Below are 21,843 nucleotides of genomic sequence, written 5' to 3' on the forward strand. Positions count from 1 at the left end.
GATCTTGTGCCTGATTCACGAATCGGGACGACTACAAAGCTCTTGAATGGTGGCGACAAGTTTCGCATCTATGGCACGGTTGGTTGTATCATTGCGGTTGTTGTGGCGCCTTGCGCCCGGCAGACGAGATCCCGGAATTGCCTCGTATTTTTCGAAAAACTCTTCGCAATGGCCCTCCCAACCTTCACCGGCCAGTAGTGATGGCGAAAATGCCAGGAAAAACTCTCCCCCACGGGGAGGGCCACCATCACCGTTGTCGGCATCTTGCGCTTCATAGCTAAACCGTTCACCGGTCGCACCAGCCGCCAAGAGTTCAACCATCGTTGCAATAGCAGAACCCTTGTGCCCTCCGAAGGGAAGCAAAACGCCTTTCAAGATTGCTGCCGGATCGGTGGTTTCATTGCCATTTTCATCCAATCCGGTTCCAAGGGGGACCGAATGGCCATCTCTTGCGGCAATTGCTACATCGCCGCCGGCCATTGCGGAAGTTGCCATGTCGAATACAAATGGTGGTTTGTTTTTCCGTGGCCAGGCAAAAGCGAGCGGATTGGTACCAAATAAAGGCTTGTTTGAACCATGTGGTGCGACATTTGGCATATAACTTACACAAGCCATCCCTGCCAAATTTTGTTCGGCCAATGCCTCAACTTCTGGCCAAAGGGCGGCAAAATGATGCGTGTGGGTAAGAGTCATTGCTGCGATACCGAACTCACTCGCTGCTTTCGCCAGCGCTGGAATACCTCGCTCGATTGCCAAGGGGGCATACCCATCGTCGCCATTCGCGTTAACAATTACAGGTGATTTGTTGGAAATCTGCGGATCGGCGGCGCCGTTGACCTTCCCACTACGTAGGGATGCCACATATCCGGGCACCCTGAACAAGCCGTGGGAATGAGACCCGTCTCGCTCAGCAGCAACAACCGTCCGGGTCAGGGCCCCGGCGTTTTGAGGGTCGCATCCATTTTGGGTGAATGCTTCTAGTGCGAGATCATGTATCTCACTTAGCGATAGGTTTACGACGGTCATTAGAAAAGCCTCCTCAGCCGGGCACGGAACGAAATCGAAATGTGTAGCGCAGTATTTTTCATGACTTTCTTCTTTTGGTGTTTGGGCCATTGTTCATGGCTGGTGATGTTGCGGAATATCTCAATTCAACGGTCCCAAGTGTTTCGAGAACCGGTGGATGCATGCTGCGCCGAAATCAGTCGCTGGCAATGAGGGTTCTCGACTGCCGCCAAGCTCAATTCCCAAACGCGCTGCGGCCAGCATCTTTCCATAGGTCAGGAAATGTGGAATTCCCTGCATGATAAAGCAGAGAACCGGCAATAGATCGGCATATAGCTTATCGGCCCGCTCTTCGGTCCCAGCAGTGAATTCAGCGAAAATTTCGCTGGTCTTATCTACCGTATCAATCGCCGGGATCAGCCCACTGGCACCCGCGCGCAGGTTGTCAGGTAATTCCAGTCCGCAGCGGCCATTGAAAAGCATCACGCTATCCCCGAGCTCTGACGCAACAGACTCAAGATCGACGGCGTTGCATTCCAGTTTCGCGATGGTGAAATTTTTGTGGTCATTCGCAAGCGCGATCAAGCTCTGGTTGCTTAGTCCGAAGCCAAGGAACTCCGGCGCATTCTGGACCCCAATCGGGCAATCGACCGCCGAGATAATCTCGGAGAAGAAGCCCGCCAGCTTTGCATCGTCCATTTTCTGCGAGGGAGGCTGGAGCATCAGCGCCGACGCACCGCTTTGAATTGCTCGCTTCGAAAACTCAATCTGCTCGGTGATCGTATCGCCATAGACGGTCGCTAAGAGCGGCTTGCGTCCATCAATGCGCTTCGCGACGACTTCAAGGACCTCGACGCGCTCATCGAATGAGAGCTTCGAGACCTCCGTACCCAACCCCAGAATCGCAACTCCGGCAGCCTGGGTGCCCAAAGCCGCATCCACCTGACGCCGAAACGGATCCTGGCGCAATACACCGCGATCGTCAAAGAACGCATAGAGCATTGGATAAATGCCGGGCGATACGACCGCAGGTGAATTGTCTTGCAATGCTATCATGTTACCTCCAAACCATTCTTCTTGTCGTAGGCTTCTGCGGCCCGACCAACGGCGTCCTCGTTCAGGGTAAATCCAAGGCCAGGGGCGGACATGACCGGAATTTTCCCGGCATTTGGCGTCAGATCCGGGCTTTCGACGATGTCCTCTTGCAGGAGCTGCCACATGATCTGATTGCCATCATCCAAATTCGGAACACCCGACGCAGCTTGTATCGAGGCGCAGGTGGTAATTCCGGTCTCCCAAACACCGTGAATACACACGTTGATGTCGAATACCTGAGCTATCGCAGCGACGCGGCGGAACCCAAGAATACCTCCAGTTTCGTGCAGACCCACAGTCAGCAGGCTTGCCGCACCGCTGGAGCACATCGAGTGAGCCTCCTCTAGTGTGTACACGGACTGGTCGGCGGCAATTGGGACTGAGCAGGATTGTTTCAATGCCTTCAATGCCGGAACGCCGGCAATCGCCGACACCGGCTGTTCAACCATCTCGAGATCATACTTGGCGAGCTTATTGATCATCACCTGGGCCTCCATCAAGTCCCAGGCCTCATTCGGGTCGATCCGAAGTCGCTTGTTGCCAATTGCCTTTCTGACAGCTTCGACATTGGCCATATCTTTATCGTTGGTGTATCCGGCCTTGAGGTAAATCACTTCAAAGCCGTCCGACGCCAACTGACCGGCATGTGCTGCAACCTCTTCCGTACTGTCTCCCTGGACAAACCCCATGAAACTCACCGTGTCATGGATCTTCCCACCCAACAGGGCATGAACCGGCAGATCCAACGATTTGCCAAGTGCATCCCAAAGGGCCAATTCAACACCTGCAAACGCAAAATTGCCTATTCTTGGATGAGATTGGCTGGCATAGTGATGTCCAAAATTTTGCGTAAAGAGCTGTTTCATCAAATCGGTGATCTGAGTGATGGGCTGCCCTATCAGGACCGTTTTAGCGGTTAGTAAGAGCGCATGGATCGCCTCTGGGGACGTCATCGTCGGGGCGGTTTCGCCGTAGCCGACGACGCCCGCATCCGTTTCGACCTCAATCAGGATTGTTGTTTGACCAAGATTCTTGCCCATGGCCCAGACATAGGGCGTCTTGAACTTGGAAAAGAGCCGTGTGAGGCGAATATCTTTTATTTTCATGACCTTGTCTTCCATTAGGTTTATCTTCTGTCTAGTGTGATCGAGTTACTGCATAGCTGGATGCGTCCAAGGCTGTTGGCTTGCCCATGATGAGGTCAGCAAGCAACTCTGCCGACCCGGTGGCGAGGGTCCAACCCAGATGGCCGTGCCCGGTATTGACCCAAAGCCCCTTGCTGGATGCTTCGCCGATATAGGGCAAACCGTCAGCACTCATCGGGCGGAATCCAGTCCACGGCTCGCGCTTGCAGCCGTCAAGCGTCTGCGCAAGGTTGGGGTAAACGGATTTGGTCAGGCGATCGAGTTGCCGGATTATTTTGGGGCTTAGAGTGTCGTCATGCCCGGCGAACTCGGCAATTCCAACAGCGCGCAATTTGCCATTTATTGGAACAATCCCGACATGCATCCCTTCGTCGATAACGGGATACGAAGGCAGGTCGTTGACGCCGGTTGTATCGTATGTGACCGAGTACCCTTTCACGGGGCGCACCAAGATTGATCTTGCGTCGTTTGCAGCCAATTTTCTTGTATTGGCCCCAAGGGCCAGAATGGTATTCTTCGCCCGAATATCTCCGATTGTTGTACGCGCGCCGATGACCTTTTCGCCTGACATCAGCAGTTCATTGGCTTGGCAACTAACATGTATTATCTGACCGGAAGCGACGAGGTCATCGCGGAGGATTTGACAGAATTTTCGCGATTCCGCCACCACATCAGCGGAAAAACGAATTCCGCCTGCCAGCTGCGGGGCCAGCGCTTGAAGGTGCGGCTCAGCCTCAACAGTTTGATCAGGCGTTAGTGCCTCCCAATCTAGCCCAACCTCACTGAGGTGACGATTGGATCTGATCTGGGCTTCCAGACCTGGTTGGTCGCGGTAGATTTTGATGGTGCCACATTTTTTGGGTTCGAATTGGTCTGCGTATCCTTTGTAGTATTCCTCAAAGACATCCATGGAAAAGAGCGCCAGTTCGAGCAATCGGCGCGTATGGAGTTCGTGCAGATGCGGCTTTGAGTTCTTGAGAAATTGCAGGCCCCATTTGAACAGGGACGGGATAGCTTTCGGCTTGATCCGCACTGCGGAATTTTGTGTCACGATTGACCTCAAAAGCGTGGACAATATCCCTGGCGAATTCCATGGCATAGTTTGTGAAGGCACCAGCATCGCACCGTTTGCAAAGTTGGCACCAAGACCGACATCCTCGTTGGCCTCCACCAGCACGACCGAGCAGCCGCGTTTGGCCAATCGGTGGGCCGTTGTGATGCCAATCAGCCCACCGCCGATTATGAGCGCGTCCGCCATCACGACTTGTCCGTGATATGAGCGTGGGCAGCGAAATCAAAATTGGCTTTCGGAGCCAGAATTTCAGCCACGACAACCGTCGCCCGGTTTGAAGGAACAGAGTTTTGCATACCAACTTCTTTCTATTCTGGCTGGTGTTTTCGTGTTGCTAGGAGCCGAAGAACATGTTCGGCAACCAAAGAGCGATCCCAGGGATAAATGTGGTGATCAGCAAAGTTGGCAGCCAAGCAAACACGATGAAAATCAGTGTCGGCCAGATCAGTTGTCGGACCGGCACGTCTGTCACTTGCGATCCGAGATACAGAAGCGGTGCCGTTGGCGGCGTGATGTTGCCCATGCCAAGATTAACACCAAGAACTGCGGCAAAGTGGATTGGATCCATTCCAGCTCCAACAGCGATGGGTAGCAGAAGCGATGCGCTCAGGATGATTCCGCTGATATCGTCCATCAGCATACCAATCAGAAGCATGACCAGATTGAGCATCAGGAAAATCATTATTGGGTTATCTGAAATGGAATAGATCAGATCCTCGGCGAGACCGGGAATATCTTCGAAAATCAGGAAGCGGCTGGCGATTAAGACTGTGAAGATCATGACCATGACCACGCCGATCGTGATCGCCGAGTGTTTCATACTTTCATAGAAGGTTTTGAGTGTCAGGCCGCGGTAGACGAAGAAGCCCACCGGAATGGCATAAATTACGGCGACGCCAGCGGCTTCGGTGGGCGTCATGATGCCACCATAAATGCCGCCCAGAATGATCAGTGGCATCAGGATCGCCGGTGTTGCGATGGCTGTTTTACCAGCAAGTGCACGGAAGAAACGGTCCGGAACTTCGGTAACCTGAATTTCGGTATCCTTCCGAAGGATCACGAAATTCACGATGATCAACAGGGTCGTAAGGATCAGCCCTGGTACGACCGTTGCGAGGAAACATTCAAGAACGTTCAACTGACCGACCCAGGCATAGAGCAACTGCGCGCCGCTTGGCGGGATCAATAGGCCTAAGGGGCTTGCACAGATCACCAATGCGCCGGAAATGCCTGCGGGATACCGTGCCTTGCGCAGATGCGGCATGATGATCGAACCGATGCAAGTCAATGTGGCCGCACCACTGCCCGAGATTGCGCCGAACATCGCACTGGCCACGACCGAGGCAGCACTTAGCCCGCCGCGGAGATGGCCGAACATGAGCTCGGCAATCTCAACGATCGGTTTTGCAATTTTGCCCCGCTGCATAATATCGCCAGCCATGATGAAAAGAGGAATGGCCAGCAGGATAACTGAATTCATCTTCCAGTGGCCCGTCGCGAAGAACCCAGAGACATCGTACCCTCCGGTATAGGCCAGAAGGATCAGCACACCGCCAAAGGCCAATGGAACCGAGACGCCGATTGCCAGCAGAACGCAGATAAGGATTATGGCGATGAGGATTACCATGTCACAACCTCCTCCTCATCGGGCTCTGCCCGTCGCGCATTCTCCATGGCCTCGGCATATCGATCGGGGCCCACGCGCAGCATCAGGAAGATCGACAAGGCGCTGTAGAACGCCATGAACACGAACCCCACGAAAATTCCAAAGCGTGGAACAATAAACGGAATCTTCAGGGCGATGGTGGTTTTCCATCCAGGATATGCCGCGATCTCATCCGCAATCATCAGCCAGGCCCAGTAAACAAGTACCAGCGTTATCGACAACTCGATGATCTGGATCACGAGCTTGCGAAGCCACAGCAGTGTTGAATTTTCGGTGACTGTATCAAGAAGATCAGCATTGATCTGCTTGTCGTAGTAAGTGCCAAGCGCACTGCCCAAGAAGAAGATCCAGAAGCAGATCGGCATGAGCCATTCTTCGTAGGCAAAAAGATCGCGTTCCAGAACATAGCGAAACAGCACAACGAAAAAGAATGTGATCGGCAGTATCGGTAGAGCGACGCTCACCAGGACCGACTTGATCCAAACCATCAGCCGAACGAACCGGCTCAGACCGGGTGGCAATGCATCTTCAAATAGTACCATCGAAAGTTCACTCCCCGTTAAGAGGGGGATGCCAGACAATCACGGCATCCCCAATTAATGAGCAACCAAAGAAAATCTTGGTTACTTGGCGGTCAGCTCGTCGATAAGGTCCTGCCCAACCACGTCCGCCAGTTCCGGCCAGACGTTTTCCTGGATGTGGGCAACCATCGCAGCGCGCTCTTCAGGGCTGTACTCAAGAATTTCCCAGCCAGCTTCCTTCAGCTTTTCGACGAAGCCTTGATTGCGGTCCCAGGATGTGTTGATCGCAACGTTGGCGGCTCTCTCGGCGGCAGCCCGGATAACGTCGCGCTGTTCCTGGTTCAACTTCTCCCAGGACTTGCCACTGGCATAGAATGATGACGCTTCGATAGCCGTGTTCACGGGAATAAAGTATTTCCCCACGCCGGCGGCCGCGAAGGTCGAATAGGCCCATTCCGGCGTACAGCAGATCGCTCCGTCGATGACGCCAGATTGAAGCGCTGGCAGAACCTCCGCCCAGTTCATCGTTGTCGTCCGATACCCGAGGCTTTCGGTGGTCTTTTTGGCGACCTCTGAACTCCAGACGCGGATGTTCACGCCCTTATCACCGAAACCGGCATAATCGGTAGGTTTTTCGTTCGCGACAATACCGACCAACCCTTCGCCGGTATTGGCAAGATAGACCAGCCCCAGGTCGTCCATGATCCCGGCCAGGATCTGGTTAAACTTGGAGTCCGGGTTGCCGTAGACCGCTTTCAATTCGTCAAAAGTCGTCACCAACCCTGGCAGGTTCATGACTTCCAGCCGAGGATCGGCCTGAGCGTAGATGAACGCTTGTACAAGGTCGATATTGCCGCGAATGGCATCCTCGATCAGTTCTTCGCCGGATCCCAACTGTGAGGCCGGGAAATAGGAGATTTTCACGCCTACGTCTGCGTCTTCAATCTCTTTGATCATGTTTTCGACAATCTCATGGCCGAAGTGGTTGACTGGATAGGTCCCGGCCAATTTCAGCCTGACCGTGTCGGCGAGGGCTGTTGTTGCAAGTAGGCCTGACAACGCCAGACCCGAGATTATGCCGAATGCATATTTTCCGAGTTTCATAGTTTTCCTCCCGTTGAAACTGCGCTTGCGCTCCGGAATGCGTAAACTGCTTTCCGTCGGTGCCGCTTCAAGTTAATCGATTAACTTTTACAAATCAAATTAAATCGATTAACTCTGACTTCTCATGGGCAACTTGCCCGAAAGAACGTTGGAAATTACTACCCTAGGCAACCATAACCATAGGAAAAATAATAAGAATGCAGAAGCCGACCCTTAGTCAAATCGCAAAACAGTTAGGACTTTCCACTGCAACTGTTTCTTTGGCGATGAAGGAAAACAGCCGAATCTCGGACCAGACGCGCGCCAGGGTCAAAGAAGCGCTGCGCGAATCTGGCTATGTCTATCAGCGTTCCGCGGCAGGATTGAGGAAGTCAAAGACCGACACGGTGGGTATCGTGCTTAACAACGTGTCCGACCCGTCCTTCAGCGAGATTCTGGGAGCGATTGAAGGTGAACTTGCCAAAGTAGGAAAAACGGTCTTCCTGTGCAATACGGATGAAAAAGTGGAGAGACAATCCGAATTCATCAGGAAAATGTCTGAGTACAATGCAGATGGCATCGTCCTGGTTCCTGCGATTGGAACTCAGGCGACCGACCTGGAAGAGATGAAGAAATTCAGCCCCCCAATAGTGTGTGTCTCGCGAGAGATCAGTGGCTATCCCATCGATTCAGTCGTGGCTGATGAGACACTTGCGGGTTACACGGCGGCAAAACATCTGCTTAACCTTGGTCACAGACGCATTGCCGCTGTTGGCGGCACAGTCAATATTTCCCCATTTAACCGTCGCATGAAAGGCATCAGGCAAGCATTTGACGAAGCGGGTCAAGAGTTCGATCGTGCGCTTGTTTTCGAATGCCGCCCTGTTCGTGCTCAGGGATACGAAGCAGCGGCGAGAATTCTGGATGTCGAAGATCCGCCGACTGCTGCCATCGGATATAATGCTATCGTCACCCTTGGACTGAAAGCCGGTTTGCAGAGGTTGGGAAAAAAAATCGGAGAAGATTTCTCGTTGATCGCGAACGAGGGGATCGATGAGTTGCAACACACCAATCCGCCGCTGAGTACGACAAGCATTGATCTGCAAGAGATGGGGAGAGTTGTCATTCAACATCTGCTAAGCCGTATCTCGGATCCGACAGCGCCAACTAAACTCACTCTCGTCCCGACAGAATTGATCCTGACTGATAGCGTTAGCTCACATCGTTAAAGTATGTCGCGTTCTATCGTATTGATTTCGACCAAGTGCAGTATACGGTCTCGTTGGGTTGAGAAGAATGTGGGAGCGGCCTATGTCGCGAACGTGAAAATCACCGGCTCCTCCCGCAAGGCACCAATCCAAGAACTGTTCTCATCATGCCATAGTTGGCCGAGCGGGGCAGTTGCGGCCTATGTTTTTGGTTCAACGATGCAACCGCCCAGTCTTACTTCACTTGCCCCAGGACAGGACGAGCGGATCAATCGGCCGAAGAATATCCAAGAGCCCCGCAAGGGTCTCAGGATGCAACGGTGCAATCGGGTGGCGGCAGCAGTCGGAATTGATCACCCCCCCTCCATCATCGCGGCCTTTGAGGCGCGCCAAAGGCACTGGCGGTTTTCGAAGTTGATCACCGGCAGCACCTGACGGTAGACTTCGGATGCACCTTCGCGGTTGCCTTCGGCGTGCAAAGCCAGAATGGGCTTGATCTTGTCGGGAATTGTGGCAGAGGTCATGGTGCCAGTAGCTCCGGCATCCAAGTCGGCCATCAATGTGATACCTTCTTCACCGTCGAAGGGGCCTTGAATCGCGTCACCGCCTGCAGCAATAAGCTCGCGCAGCTTACCGGTTGCCGGAATGCACTCGATCTTAAAGAGCTTCACCATCTCGATTTCGCGGGCCATCCTGACCAGAAGCGGCACAGTCAGATCATTGCCGGCCATCGGCGCATCCTGCACCATGATCGGGATGCCCACCTCGCCGACCGCTTCAAACTGCTGAAAAATTTGCTCCGGCGTCCCCCGCAGCGTTGTCCCGTGATAGGGGGGCATCAGCATCACCATGCTGGCGCCAAGCGATTTCGCGAGACGCGCGCGCTCCACCGCAATCTGGGTTGCGAAGTGGCTGACAGTCACGATCACCGGCACCCGGTGCGCCACATGTTCCAGCGACAATCGAGTCAGCACTTCGCGCTCTTCATCAGACAGCACAAACTGCTCGGAGTAATTCGCAAGGATGCAGATGCCATCGACGCCCGCATCGATCATGAAGTCGAGCACGCGCTTCATACCCTCAAGGTCGAGTGTTCCATCGTCATGAAAAGGGGTCGGGGCAACCGGCCAGATGCCTTTGTACATTTTAGCCATAATATTATCCTTGGACGTTCATTTCAGATCTTGAGGCAGCAGTGCCTCTGGCATGTTTTGGAAGCATACAGGCCGAAGGAAACGTCGGATCGACAGAGTACCCACCGAGGTCGCACCAAAATTTGTCGAGGCCGGATAGGGGCCGCCATGGACCATCGTGTCAGATACTTCGACGCCGGTCGGAAAGCCGTTGACCAAAACTCGCCCCGCCTTGCGCTCAAGGATTGGCATCAAGGCCTGCGCCTGGGCAGTGTCGTCTTCACTCATATGGACGGTGCAGGTCAGCTGCCCTTTAAGTCCCTTCGCAACAGCAGTCATTTCGGCCGCATCTTCTGCTTCGACAACCAGGCCCAGCGGACCGAAGACTTCCTCGGCCAACGCATCATTTGCCAACCACTCACGCGCAGTGACGCGGAAAAGGTACGGCGTTGCATTGCGCAGGACGCAGGTGGTGGTGAGGATTCCCTGCACGCTGGAATTGGCGCGGATCCGGTCGCGCCCATCGCGATAGGCTGCGGCGATCCCGTCAGTCAGCATTGTCTGCGCGCCAACCTGCTCCAATGCCTTGGTAGCTGCCGCAACAAAACGTTCGGCATCTGCGCCCGACTGCACGACGGCAATCCCTGGATTGGTGCAGAACTGGCCGGCTCCCATAGTCAAGGAGCCGGACCAGCCCTCGCCCATTGCCTCAGCACGGGAGGAGAGAGATCGTGGCAGCAGGAACATCGGATTGACTGAGCCAAGTTCGCCAAAGAACGGGATAGGCTCTTCGCGGGATGCGCACAGATCGAACAGGGCCCGCCCGCCACCCAGCGAACCGGTAAAGCCAACCGCCCTAACCAATGGATGCTGAACCAGCGCAGCTCCTACGTTCCGCTTGCCTCCTTGGATCAGGTTGAACACGCCAGGGTGCAGATCCATCGCCTTCACGGCCTTGTCGATGGCTTGAGCCACCAGCTCCCCCGTTCCCGGGTGCGCTGAGTGGCCTTTGACCACTACAGGGCAGCCTGCGGCCAATGCTGCTGCGGTGTCACCCCCTGCGGTCGAGAAGGCCAGTGGAAAATTCGAAGCACCAAAGACCGCAACCGGGCCAATGGGCCGCTGAACCATATACAGCTCAGGCCGCGGCAGCGGCTGCCGGTCAGGCAAGGCGCTGTCATGGCGACGGTCCAGATAATCGCCTTTCAGGATATGCTCTGCGAACAAGCGCAGCTGGCCGACAGTCCGACCGCGCTCACCGGTCAAGCGAGCCTCGGGCAAACCTGTCTCCTGGCTTCCGATCTCAGTGATTTCATCTCCAAGGGCGTCAATTTCATCCGCAATCCGGTGCAGGAACGCCGCACGTTTTTCCACGCCAGAGTAGCCATAGGACCAGAAAGCCTCTTCAGCCGCCTCACAGGCACGTCCGACAAGATCCACCGTTCCGACAGCAAAGTTATGGGCGGAGCCGTGAGCAGGCTGTGATGAAAAAGTGCTGGCGCTGCCTAGCCATTCGCCGGCAATCAGATGTTTTCCGTTTAGCATGAGTGTCTCCGTTCAGAGCAGGCCACGGCGGGCCAAATTGCGCATCAGATGCGAGGCTGCGAAGTCCCAGGGCGGGCATTCGGTAGAAAGGCGCACGGTATTGACCAAAGCACCCAGATCAGAGTTTGAAATGGTCACGACGTCGCCCATTTTGTGCGTGAAACCACCCCCGGGGTGATCACGGTCCTGGGTTGGAGCGAAAAGGGTTCCCATCATCAGCATGAAACCATCGGGATACTGGTGGTGCGCACCATAAGCCTGCCCAACCAGGTCAAGCGGGTCGCGGCTGATCTCGGCCATTGTGCTGTGACCGTCCATCACAAAGCCATCCTCCCCGGTAACCCGCAAATCAAGTTCCGCTTTACGCACATCCGCGATCGAATAGGTTCCATCAAAGAGGCGAATGGCAGGTCCTACCGAGCTGGCAGCATTGTTGTCTTTTGCCTTTCCAAGCAGCAGCGCCGAGCGGCCTTCGACATCGCGAAGGTTCACGTCGTTGCCGAGCGTGGCACCCTTGACCTCACCCCGGCTGTTTATCGCCAGAACCACCTCCGGTTCCGGGTTATTCCAGCGCGACATTGGATGCAGGCCGACGCTTGCACCCCAGCCAACCGAAGACAGCGCTTGAGCCTTGGAGAAAACTTCTGCATCCGGGCCAATTCCGACTTCAAGGTATTGCGACCAGGCTTCCTCGGCGAGAAGCGCGTTCTTCAATTGAATTGCTTGGTCTGACCCGGGAACAATCCCGGTCAGGCTATCGCCTAAAATAGTCTCGCAGCGCCCGCGGATCACCTTGGCCTTGGTAGGATCACCGAGTGCCTGCTCTTCAATCACCCGCTCCAACATTGAGGATACAAAGGTCACGCCACATGCTTTAACTGGCTGCAGATCGCAGGGCGCCAGAAAATAGGGTAATTTAGGATCAGGCCGTTCGACGGAACTCTCCTCGAGCTCGCCCAGCGTGCAAACTGCTTCGCCTGAGGCAGACTTGATCCAGCCCGCCGGATCGTCCTGCTCAAGCAGGTCGCGTACTGTTGCCACTTCACGCGAGGTCACATCGACAATGCATCCGTCGCGCAAGTGGCAAACCGAAGGCCCTGAAACCGCTGGATTCCAGACCCGCAAAACAAAACAGCCCTGGTCAGGCAAACCGATATGCATATTCGTATCTCCAAGTGCTGTTACGCCAGTTTGACCGCTCAGAAGCGCCCGTAGGTCAGGTAGGCTTCTTTCGGATCCGTCCCGCTACGGATAGCCGAGCGGACCTTGTTCTCGGTGTTCATCACTTCCTCGACCTCAACCACGATCTCTTCTGCGATTTCACCTGGGATAAGGATGGCCCCATCAATGTCGGCAATCAGAAAATCCCCGGGCTTAACGACAACGTCACCGATCTGCACAGGGACTTCCATTTTGTCGACCGACCATGCGCCCACCACATCGCGGGCGGTGTAGAAGCGATGGAAAACGGGGAAACCGATGTTACGAATGAAATTGCTGTCCCGACACCCGCCATTGGTCACATATCCGCGCACACCGCGCATCTGGAGCGTCTCGGCAGACAGTTCCCCCATCATCGCGATGTCGTCAGTGTGGCCATTGCAAACTACGACATGGCCAGACGGCGCTGTTGAAAGGAAACCCGTCCAAGCCAGCAGAGCATCATCAGCACTAATCCCAGGTTTTGGTGTTCCTGAAATTGTGAAAACGGGACCAGCAAGAACATGAGTATCGTCAATCGGCCGGATGTCTTTGGGCAGAACAGTATTGTCTATCCCTCTCTCGCGCAGGGCGTCATAAACTGCACCGCTGTAGCATTTTGCAAGGCGTTCGGTGAGAGCGGCTTTTTTGTCATTATCTGTCATGGGTTTTCCTCCAAGTGACTTAATTTACAAGAGTTAGTAGGTGGCCCGGCCGCCAGACAGATCGAATACAGCTCCAGTGGTGAAGGAGTTTTCAGGTGAAACCGCCCAAACGATCATCTTCGCGGCCTCTTCGACTTCCAGGAACCGGCCACGAGGGATTTTGGAAAGCATATAGTCAATGTGCTCCTGGCTCATCTGGTCGAAAATCCGGGTCCGGGCCGCAGCCGGCGTCACGCAGTTTACTGCAATATCGTAGCCAGCCAGTTCCTTGCCCAAGGACTTAGTCAAGCCGATCACCGCGGCCTTGGAAGCCGAATAGGCGGAAGCATTAGGATTGCCGTCTTTGCCTGCGATGGACGCGACATTCAGGATGCGTCCATAGCCTTGCTCTCGCATTCCAGGAACGCAGACGCGGTTCACATAGAATGTGCCGTTCAGGTTAATGTCGATGATCTTGCGCCAAGCTTCGGGATCGTAGGTGTCCAGCGGTTCGTTGGGACCTGCGATCCCAGCACTGTTGATCAAAATCGAAGGAATTCCCGCTGCCTCGCAAGTACGCTTGTAGGCCGCTTCCACCGAAGACAGATCGGTGATATCGCAGTCCACCGCGAAAGCATTGCCGCCCAGAGCAGCCATTGCGTCCCCGTTGCTTGCATCAATGTCCCAGCTGACGACCTTCGCACCTTTTTCGATCAGAAGCCGAGCCGCAGCCAGGCCTATTCCCTGCGCACCGCCGGTTACGATTGCAACTTGGTTTTCCATCACTTTGTCCTCCTGATGAAAATCACGGCTACAGGCAGCCTTCATTCACTGGGCTTGCCTTTTGAGACCGATATGGATGTAGGCCTCGGGAAAAGATGGACCGGGCAACCAATATAGCTGGCCCAGGAACAGCGCCAATGGGGTGAACGGCCTGGCGCCGGGGAGAAGGTCAGCACTGCACAACGTCCTGGCGCTGCACGCCCAGGCCTTCGATGCCGAGTTCCATCTTGTCGCCCGCCTTAAGGTATACGGGCTCAGGCTTGATCCCCATGCCCACACCCGGAGGTGTGCCGGTGGAGATGATGTCGCCTGGCTGCAGGCTCATGAACTGTGACAGGTAAGAGACGATGTGAGCCACCCCGAACACCATTGTGTTCGTGCTTCCGTCCTGGCGGCGCTCTCCGTTCACTTCCAGATACATCGGCAGATTCTGCGGGTCAGAAACCTCGTCGCGGGTCACCAGCCAAGGTCCAATAGGACCGAACGTGTCGGCAGATTTGCCCTTGGTCCACTGCCCTGCGCGCTTGTTCTGGAAATCACGTTCGGAAATGTCGTTGATCACGCAGTAGCCCGCAACATGTTCGAGAGCTTCTGCCTCATCGACATATTTTGCCTCTTTGCCAATTACGACGCCCAGTTCAACTTCCCAGTCGGTGGCCTTCGAGCCGCGGGGGATTTCTACCGTGTCGTTGGGACCGCAAATTGCCGAAGTCGCCTTGGCAAAGATCACCGGCTCCGGCGGCACCTCCAGCCCACTTTCCTCGGCATGGTCGGAGTAATTGAGCCCAATACAGATGAACTTGCCAACACCGCCGACGCAGGGCCCATAACGGTCGACCTCAACGGCAGGCAGCGACGACAGGTCAGCTTCGGCAATGCCGGCCAGGCCTTGATCCGTCAGAACCTCACCGGCAATGTCATCCACCAAGCCGGACAGATCGCGGACAACACCGTCAGCGTCGACGATACCGGGTTTTTCGTGCCCTTTCGGGCCATAACGCAAAAGTTTCATGATAGTCTCCGTTCAGAGGGCCCAGCCGCCGTCGATGATATGGGCCTGGCCCGTGGTGAATCCGCTGGCATCCGAGGCAAGGTAAACTGCAAGCGCTGCAATTTCGTCTGCATCGCCAACGCGCCCCATAGGCTGGCGCGCGATGAATTGCTCCCGCGCCGCCTCGCAATCGCCCGTGGCCCGCAACCGGTCGTGCAGCGATGGGCTATCTACGGTGCCAGGGCAGATCGCATTGCAACGGATGCCTTGGGTTACGTAGTCAGCAGCGATCGCCTTGGTCATGCCGATGACCGCTGCCTTGGACGCGCAATAAACAAAGCGGTTTGGAACGCCCTTCAAGGAGGATGCCACCGAGGACATGTTGATGATCGACCCCTTGCCCTGTTCAAGCATGCCCGGAAGGACTGCCTTACACAGGCGGTACATGGCCTTGGCATTCAGATCGAAGGCAAAGTCCCAATCTTCCTCGGTGCTATCCAGGATGCTGCCGGTATGGACAAATCCAGCGCAATTGAACAGCACATCCAGCCTACCAGCTTCAGGCAGTACCCGCTTGATGTCTTCGGGATCGGTTGCATCCAGTTTCCATGCGGTAATGCCGTCAATCGCATTGAGCTCAGCTAGCGAAGTCTCATTGATGTCTGTGGCAATGACCGAGGCGCCAGCCTGGGCAAAGGCCTCGGCGCTGGCACGCCCGATACCCTGCCCAGCGGCAGTAATCAGCGCGGTTTTACCCTCAAGGCTGAGTTGATACGTCATGTCTTTCCTCCCCGATATTGAGGCATCACTTCGAGAGGAACGGCTCGAGCCGCTTGAAGGCCTCTTCCAGCACTTCTGCCGGCTGCGCGTAGCAGAGCCGCAAATAACCTTCTCCCTGCGGACCGAACGCCACGCCCGGCGCTAGCCCGACCTTGGTCTGCTCAAGGATTTCACCAGCCGCAGCGAAGCTGTCAGTCAGCCCGTCAACTCGGAAGAAGCAGTAGAAAGCACCATCAGGCTCAATGAACTCCACCCGCGAAAAAGCGTTGAGGCGTTCTGCCGTGATTTCATACCCTGCCTGGATTTTGCTCAACAGGCTGGCAATTTCCTCTTCGCCGCCGCGCAGGGCTGCAATACCCGCCTCCTGGACAAAGCCGGCTGTGCAGGACGTGTTGAACTCGGTCAACTGACCCAGCTTCCCCTCGAACGCGGCGGGAGCCACGATCCAGCCAAGCCGCCATCCGGTCATCGACCAGCATTTTGAAAACGAGTTCACAGAGATCAGCTGATCCTCAGGCTCTGCAATCGACAGGAATGAGGGCGCGTGACGCCCATGGCGGTAGAGCCGGGAATAAACGTCATCGGCAACGATCCAGATGCCGTGCCGGCGGCAATGCTCCAACACCAGACGCTGCTCCTCGGCCGACATGGTCCAGCCGGTGGGGTTGTTGGGCGAGTTAATCACCACCGCTTTGGTGCCCGGTGTCAGCGCCGCGATCAGCTCTTCCACGTCGAGCGCCCAATGACCGCCCTTCGGCACGATTGCCACGCTCGCAATCTCTGCACCGGTCGCCTTGAAAGCACCGATGATATTGGGCCAGCCCGGCTCCACTGCGATAACCCGGTCGCCGGGAGTCACAAGAAATTCAGCCGTCAGCATGAGGCCTTGCATTCCGGAAGGGGTGACTGTGACCTGAGCCGGTTTCAGACGGCTGCCCAGAAGTTCGTTGCTATAAGCACAAATCGCTTGCCGCAGCGCCATCGCGCCATTGTTCGGCTGGTACATATGATTGCCAGCCTTGAGCGCGGCAATTGCAGCGTCCACAATCAGTGAATTGGTCGGCCAGGCGCCTTCACCGAACCAGAGCGGCAACACGCCGTCTTGCTTCATGCCAAGCTCTGCAACCTCGCGGATCTTGGAGGCTTCCAAAGCCCGCGCACGGGACGAAATCGAGTTCAATAGTGTTGCGTTGTCCATAACGAAGATGTCAGTCAAAACGGCCCGTCCTGTCGATTGTTAAATCGATTGAAATCATAGGCAATATGCCTATACACTAGGCAATCTGCAATTTGGGACGGGCTTGGATATCAATGCGTGATAAGATCGACGAGCAAATACTTGAAGCGCTGCGCAGGGACTCGCGTGTGCCCGTCACCGATCTTTCGAGGAAGGTTGGCCGTTCGCGCACTGCGGTGCAGGCAAGGCTTTCAAGACTGGAGCAAACTCAGCAGATTCTTGGCTACACAATCAAGGAACCTTCGACCGTTGAAACAGGCGGCATAGGGGCAATTGTACTGATAAACATGGAAATCCGCAGCAAGGGGGAAGCAGCAGCACGCGAATTTGCGACCATGCCAGAGGTTGCAAGTTGTCTAAGAATCGTAGGAGACCACGACTTCGCGCTGCTCATCAATCCCATCGAAAAGCCGCGTCTGAATCTCGTGCTGGAGCAGATCTATAAAATCGATGGTGTCAAGCGTACCGAGACGATCATGGCTCTCTCCAAAGAGTTCTAAACGACTACCGGCTTCTATGGTTACTGAACCAGACCGAGTTTACCGGAGACGTTTGAGTTTGTCATTCTACGGCGATCTTAGCCGCGCAATCTGCGTTGTAGAAGTTCCTTTCTGCTGGTGCGGGTGAGATATACCCGAGCGGGCCGAAGAGGCGCTTTTCGTTGCACCAATTGACCCAATTGAGGGTTGCCATTTCCACGTCTTTCTTGCCACTCCACGGGCCTTCGTGTTCGATGACCTCAGCCTTGTAGAGGGCGTTATCGTAACTGTCCCCGCTACTGCCGACCGAGGCACCGACCTTCGCCTCGTCAAGGCGCTCGGAATACTTGATCGACAGGTATTGAGCCCCGCGGTCCGCATGTCTTCGAGAAAGCACTTGCGCAGCGCGGGTACATAATGTTCCACCATCGGAACCTCCTGTCATCAGATTGAGAAGGTCCCAATCTGATGACAGGTGCGCCAATCTACAAAATCGCAGCACTTCGCTTACAGCACACCGCTCGCCTCGTTCAAGCGCCGCGCAATCTGGTTGACGTTGTTGCCGGTGCGATTGAGCGAAGCCGAAACCCGCAACAGATCAATCGTAGGCCGCGTCCACTATAAACTCGACCCCAAGTTCTGCACGGGCTAGCTTGGCTTCGCCGCAGGCACGGGCTGGCGCGTGACATACGGTTTGACATAGGCCGCAGGCATGAGCCGCACATCATGACCAATTTCGGTCAGCTCGCGCGCCCAGTGATGGGCCGACCCGCAGGCTTCTTTCCCGACAAGGCAACTCGGCAATTTCTCGAAGAACTTAAGCAACTGCTTGCGTCGAATTGTTCGATTGAAAACAATCGCCCCGTCTGCGGTGATGCCGTGAGCTTGGAAGACGTCCTTACCAAGATCCAGTCCAACTGTTGTAACTTCCATGGTGGGGTTCCTTTCCTGTCAGAAGATGACTTCTACAGTATGCCGCAAAGCGCGACGGTTGGCTGCAGGCGCCATCCACCCCATCCGCGTCTGAGTTGTCAGACCAGGCTGCGGCGAAACTACAGTTTCGGTCTCAGCCAAATCCGCGCTGTCGAGCGGCTGCTTCGGTGATTTGCGCTGCGCTGCCACATCGAACGTGCCGCAGATGCAAACGGATGCTGCGTCAGCAACATGCCCAAAGGCCAATGTCTGGAGAGTCCGCGTAGCAGTCGTTCAAGCAAGTTGCAGCGAATGACTGCTTCGAGCCCAACCTGCTCGTTCTTCAGGTTGCAGCGAATGGCCGATTTCAGTCGCCGTTGACAGGTGCAGACGACATCTGCGCGGATTTGTGAACGACTACGCCGATTATTACGAGGACCACGCCCAGGGCATCCACACCGCTCGGAACCTGAGTCAGGACACCGGGTCCTGCCGTACCGCGTGGTTCGCGCGGAACTTGATGCCTTGACTGCTTGAGCCGTAAAGCCTGGATTTTTGCCACTTCGCAACCTCAAAGTTCCCGGGTTGGTTCAGCGGATTGGATATATACTTGCAAACTGCATTTAATTGCAGTACGCATTAAATAGGAGTTTACCTCTCCGCAATCAACGCGAAAAACTCTCCAGGGAGGAGATCATGACCTACAAGATGCTCAAGCCTTTGCTTGTGACAGCAGCCATGTTGCCGCTTGCGAGCGTGGCAACGGCTCAAAGCGAAGCTCGTACCGATCTGGTAATCGCTGACCTTGGCCAGCCGGAAACAAACCCTTGGGTTATCAACCGCCATCGTTTTGAACGCTGCGTCGCTGAAGCGCTGGGTGTCGAGCTGAAGGAGTTTGACGATCAGAACTCGGAAGAACAGCACGCGGCGCAAGCTGAATCCATCATCGCAAGCGGCCCGGACGGGCTGATCTTCAACCCGCTGACGTCGCCGGCCGGTATCCAGGTCGCGCGTCTTCTCGAAGAGAATGATATTCCTGGTATTGCCGTCGGTCGACTGGTGGTGTCCAGCTATGACGATGACTATGAAGGTGAGGATTTCATCGCGCAGGTGACCCAGAACAATGACACTTGGGGTCAGGCAATCGGCAAAGCCACCGCAGATCTCGGACACAAGAAAGTCGCGATGGTCTGGAACCAGAAAGGTGTGACTTCTGCGGAAGAAATCTGGGCGGGAGTTCAATCGGAATTGGACGCGGCAGGGGTCGAAGTGATCGCTGAAAGTTGGGATCGTCTGAACCGGGAGAATGGCCAGAAATATGCCGAGCAGTTCATTGCCCGCTTCGGACCCGGCGAGATTGACGCGATCATCGTGCTTGGCGCGGTCGCCGGTCTCGGCAGTCAATTTGCGGTGGAACAGGCAGGGCGTGACGACATCGCCATCATAACCACCGACATTGACGAGCAGGTCGCTCAATTCATCAAGGATGGCAAACTGAGTTTCTCGATCGGTGGCCATTGGATGGTTGGCGGGTTCGGCCTTATCCAACTCTATGACTACTTGCACGGTCACCCGATTGAAGACACCCAGCCGCGGGTCGGCCTCATTCCGGTAACAGCCGACAATGTGGATACCTATGCCAACAGTCTTCTGAACGGATGTATTCTTTCACCGGAAACCGTTCGCAGCCTCAGCAAGGTCCATAATCCCGACGCTGATTTGCCCGGTTTCATCGACGCGTGGCAGGCAAACTGGCAAGACTACGTGCAATAACTCCCCTTGCACGCAGCGAGCCCTCCCCCGGTTCAATGGGTCGGGGGACTAAAAAACCAAACTCTTTTCGAGGTCCGCAGATGAGACTTTTCGGATACGCTCCGGAGCGCGGTGCTGCCGCTGGTGATACAATGCCATTCTACCACGATGGCACGTGGCATCTGTTTTTTTCCCAACCCCCTGTGGGCGCGTGGGAATATGTTGAGCGGGCGCGCGTCTCGACCGCTTATCTTCGGTCAGATGACCTCGTAAACTGGGAGGTGATGCCCGACGCTTTTGGCCCCGGCGCGCACGGTGAGTGCGACGGCGATGGGATCTGGACCGGCTCTGTCATTGAGCACAAGGGCGTGTTTCACTTCTTCTACACAGGTTACAATCGTCAATCTGCTTCACCGCAGTCAATTTGCAAGGCAACATCGACTGATCTCAAGTCCTGGGAGAAATCCGGATCCAACCCGATGATCTTCCCCGATCACCGCTGGTACGAAACCGTCGATTGGCGCGACCCCTTTGTCTACCGCGACGAAGAGGCAGGGTGCTTCAAGATGCTGATCTCAGCGCGCCTCAAGGAAGGTCCGCAGTTTCGCCGGGGCTGTGTTGCCGTTGCCACGTCCGATGATCTGGAATGCTGGGAGGTTGGCCCGCCGCTGGCGTCCTCGATGTTGACGCATTGCCCGGAATGCCCGGAAATCTTCAAGTTGGGCGACTGGTGGTATCTGGTTGAAAGCCGCTACTCGGAACGAATGCAAACAGTGTATCGGGTGTCAAAATCCCCGGATGGTCCTTGGGAAAGCCGCAAGCTCGACAGTCTTGACGGGCGTCGATTTTACGCTGCCAAATCGGCCAGCGATGGCGACCGTCGCATGAGTTTCGCATGGATACCGTTCCGCAAGCATCATGGCCCCAAGCGCAGCTGGGTTTGGGGCGGAGAACTGGGCAGCCCGCGCGAACTTGTCTCGCTGCCAGACGGCACGCTGACCTGCAAATTGCCCGATAACGTGGACCAGAGTTACGCAGAGACCGTGCCCCACAAGCTGCGCCCCATGTTGGGAGACTGGACCGGCGATGCAGACCCTCGGTGTGATGCGACAGGATCATACGGATACGCGTTCATCGACGGTCCGAACCGGGATGACGTGTTGCTCGATGTAGTGATTGAACCTGATCCCGCCACCGAAGCTGTGGGTATTCTCATCGAACCCCGAGGCGGCGATCATCTGGACAGCGGTTACAGCCTTTCAATCGAGCCCATGAAGGAGCGCGTCCTGTTTGATCGCTGGCCTGCCGCGATGGATCCACTTTGGGACAGCCTGGTGCTCAATGAGCGGCATGGCATTGAGGTCCGTCAGGAGATCGACAGCCCATTGGTCGAGCGTCCGCTCGCCTTCACACCGGAGGATGGGTGTTACCGGGTCCAGATCCTGCGCAACGGGTCGGCCATCGAGTGCTTTGTGGCCGGGCAGGTTGTTGCATCCTTCAGGGTCTATGACATCTCCAATACCGATGCCTGGGGTCTCTTTGTTCAGGAAGGCTCGGCGAAATTCCACAATCTCAACTTCCGCAAGTAAAGG

At 55.6% G+C, this 21,843-nt stretch carries 19 protein-coding genes and 4 pseudogenes; 4 read left to right on the top strand and 19 right to left on the bottom strand.

Annotated elements, in window-relative coordinates; genetic code table 11:
- Positions 1–15: 15 nt before the first annotated feature.
- From AC2FHX_RS12970 to dctP, 7 genes are all read right to left on the bottom strand, one after another.
- Positions 16–1,116, bottom strand: coding sequence for an Ldh family oxidoreductase (locus AC2FHX_RS12970; RefSeq protein WP_496677006.1), 1,101 nt, complete (start codon positions 1,114–1,116; stop codon positions 16–18).
- Between the two features lie 30 nt (positions 1,117–1,146).
- The gene (locus AC2FHX_RS12975; protein WP_496701830.1) at positions 1,147–2,007 is read right to left on the bottom strand and encodes a dihydrodipicolinate synthase family protein; all 861 of its coding nucleotides are present in this window, start codon (positions 2,005–2,007) and stop codon (positions 1,147–1,149) included.
- Positions 2,008–2,057: 50 nt separating this feature from the next.
- Positions 2,058–3,206 (bottom strand): mandelate racemase/muconate lactonizing enzyme family protein, encoded by a 1,149-nt coding sequence (locus tag AC2FHX_RS12980; protein WP_496677000.1) that lies wholly within the window; start codon positions 3,204–3,206, stop codon positions 2,058–2,060.
- A gap of 31 nt (positions 3,207–3,237) precedes the next feature.
- The gene (locus AC2FHX_RS12985) at positions 3,238–4,503 is read right to left on the bottom strand and encodes an FAD-dependent oxidoreductase (protein WP_496676997.1); all 1,266 of its coding nucleotides are present in this window, start codon (positions 4,501–4,503) and stop codon (positions 3,238–3,240) included.
- Positions 4,504–4,651: 148 nt separating this feature from the next.
- The gene (locus tag AC2FHX_RS12990) at positions 4,652–5,944 is read right to left on the bottom strand and encodes a TRAP transporter large permease (RefSeq protein WP_496676995.1); all 1,293 of its coding nucleotides are present in this window, start codon (positions 5,942–5,944) and stop codon (positions 4,652–4,654) included.
- Entirely contained in the window at positions 5,938–6,525 is a 588-nt protein-coding gene (locus tag AC2FHX_RS12995; protein ID WP_496676992.1) for a TRAP transporter small permease, read from the bottom strand. The genes AC2FHX_RS12990 and AC2FHX_RS12995 overlap by 7 nt, the downstream gene beginning before the upstream one ends.
- 81 nt (positions 6,526–6,606) lie before the next feature.
- Positions 6,607–7,608, bottom strand: a complete 1,002-nt coding sequence (dctP, locus tag AC2FHX_RS13000) for a TRAP transporter substrate-binding protein DctP (protein WP_496676989.1) — start codon at positions 7,606–7,608, stop codon at positions 6,607–6,609.
- Between the two features lie 197 nt (positions 7,609–7,805).
- Between dctP and AC2FHX_RS13005 the strand changes: the two genes are divergently transcribed.
- Positions 7,806–8,816, top strand: coding sequence for a LacI family DNA-binding transcriptional regulator (locus tag AC2FHX_RS13005; RefSeq protein WP_106607283.1), 1,011 nt, complete (start codon positions 7,806–7,808; stop codon positions 8,814–8,816).
- Between the two features lie 219 nt (positions 8,817–9,035).
- Here AC2FHX_RS13005 and AC2FHX_RS13010 read toward each other — a convergent pair.
- From AC2FHX_RS13010 to AC2FHX_RS13045, 8 genes and pseudogenes are all read right to left on the bottom strand, one after another.
- Positions 9,036–9,949: pseudogene (locus AC2FHX_RS13010) on the bottom strand (dihydrodipicolinate synthase family protein).
- An 18-nt stretch (positions 9,950–9,967) separates the two neighbouring features.
- Complete coding sequence (locus tag AC2FHX_RS13015; RefSeq protein ID WP_142638776.1) at positions 9,968–11,473, bottom strand: aldehyde dehydrogenase (NADP(+)); 1,506 nt, start codon at positions 11,471–11,473, stop codon at positions 9,968–9,970.
- Positions 11,474–11,485: 12 nt separating this feature from the next.
- Complete coding sequence (locus AC2FHX_RS13020; protein WP_106607286.1) at positions 11,486–12,634, bottom strand: fumarylacetoacetate hydrolase family protein; 1,149 nt, start codon at positions 12,632–12,634, stop codon at positions 11,486–11,488.
- Between the two features lie 38 nt (positions 12,635–12,672).
- A complete protein-coding gene (locus tag AC2FHX_RS13025; RefSeq protein WP_106607287.1) occupies positions 12,673–13,338 on the bottom strand; it encodes an RraA family protein in 666 nt (221 codons plus the stop codon).
- Positions 13,339–13,371: 33 nt separating this feature from the next.
- Positions 13,372–14,100, bottom strand: a complete 729-nt coding sequence (locus tag AC2FHX_RS13030; RefSeq protein ID WP_106607586.1) for an SDR family NAD(P)-dependent oxidoreductase — start codon at positions 14,098–14,100, stop codon at positions 13,372–13,374.
- A gap of 169 nt (positions 14,101–14,269) precedes the next feature.
- A complete protein-coding gene (locus AC2FHX_RS13035; RefSeq protein WP_106607288.1) occupies positions 14,270–15,112 on the bottom strand; it encodes a fumarylacetoacetate hydrolase family protein in 843 nt (280 codons plus the stop codon).
- Between the two features lie 12 nt (positions 15,113–15,124).
- Positions 15,125–15,871 carry an SDR family oxidoreductase gene (locus tag AC2FHX_RS13040; protein ID WP_496676981.1) on the bottom strand — a complete coding sequence of 249 codons (747 nt, stop codon included), beginning with the start codon at positions 15,869–15,871 and terminating at the stop codon, positions 15,125–15,127.
- Positions 15,872–15,896: 25 nt separating this feature from the next.
- The gene (locus tag AC2FHX_RS13045) at positions 15,897–17,069 is read right to left on the bottom strand and encodes a pyridoxal phosphate-dependent aminotransferase (protein WP_496676978.1); all 1,173 of its coding nucleotides are present in this window, start codon (positions 17,067–17,069) and stop codon (positions 15,897–15,899) included.
- 113 nt (positions 17,070–17,182) lie between these two features.
- Here AC2FHX_RS13045 and AC2FHX_RS13050 point away from each other — a divergent pair, with 113 nt between their 5' ends.
- The gene (locus AC2FHX_RS13050) at positions 17,183–17,608 is read left to right on the top strand and encodes an Lrp/AsnC family transcriptional regulator (protein ID WP_496676975.1); all 426 of its coding nucleotides are present in this window, start codon (positions 17,183–17,185) and stop codon (positions 17,606–17,608) included.
- Positions 17,609–17,669: 61 nt separating this feature from the next.
- Here AC2FHX_RS13050 and AC2FHX_RS13055 read toward each other — a convergent pair.
- The 4 genes and pseudogenes from AC2FHX_RS13055 to AC2FHX_RS13070 all read right to left on the bottom strand — a co-directional run.
- Positions 17,670–17,969, bottom strand: a pseudogene (locus AC2FHX_RS13055) (IS3 family transposase); the annotation flags it as partial.
- A 125-nt stretch (positions 17,970–18,094) separates the two neighbouring features.
- Positions 18,095–18,181 (bottom strand): plasmid mobilization relaxosome protein MobC, encoded by an 87-nt coding sequence (mobC, locus tag AC2FHX_RS13060; protein WP_367575553.1) that lies wholly within the window; start codon positions 18,179–18,181, stop codon positions 18,095–18,097.
- 4 nt (positions 18,182–18,185) lie between these two features.
- Positions 18,186–18,272 (bottom strand): annotated as a pseudogene (locus tag AC2FHX_RS13065) (RidA family protein); the annotation flags it as partial.
- A pseudogene (locus AC2FHX_RS13070) lies at positions 18,266–18,520 on the bottom strand (IS110 family transposase); the annotation flags it as partial. The pseudogenes AC2FHX_RS13070 and AC2FHX_RS13065, both read right to left, overlap by 7 nt.
- 675 nt (positions 18,521–19,195) lie before the next feature.
- Between AC2FHX_RS13070 and AC2FHX_RS13075 the strand changes: the two are divergent.
- Together AC2FHX_RS13075 and AC2FHX_RS13080 are read left to right on the top strand one after the other, a co-directional pair.
- Positions 19,196–20,272 carry a sugar ABC transporter substrate-binding protein gene (locus AC2FHX_RS13075; protein WP_299664530.1) on the top strand — a complete coding sequence of 359 codons (1,077 nt, stop codon included), beginning with the start codon at positions 19,196–19,198 and terminating at the stop codon, positions 20,270–20,272.
- Between the two features lie 80 nt (positions 20,273–20,352).
- Positions 20,353–21,840: a family 43 glycosylhydrolase gene (locus AC2FHX_RS13080; protein ID WP_496676972.1), complete on the top strand. Its 1,488-nt coding sequence runs from the start codon at positions 20,353–20,355 to the stop codon at positions 21,838–21,840.
- The last annotated feature ends 3 nt before the right edge of the window (positions 21,841–21,843 follow it).

The organism is Ruegeria sp. CDSC042 (assembly GCF_059610745.1).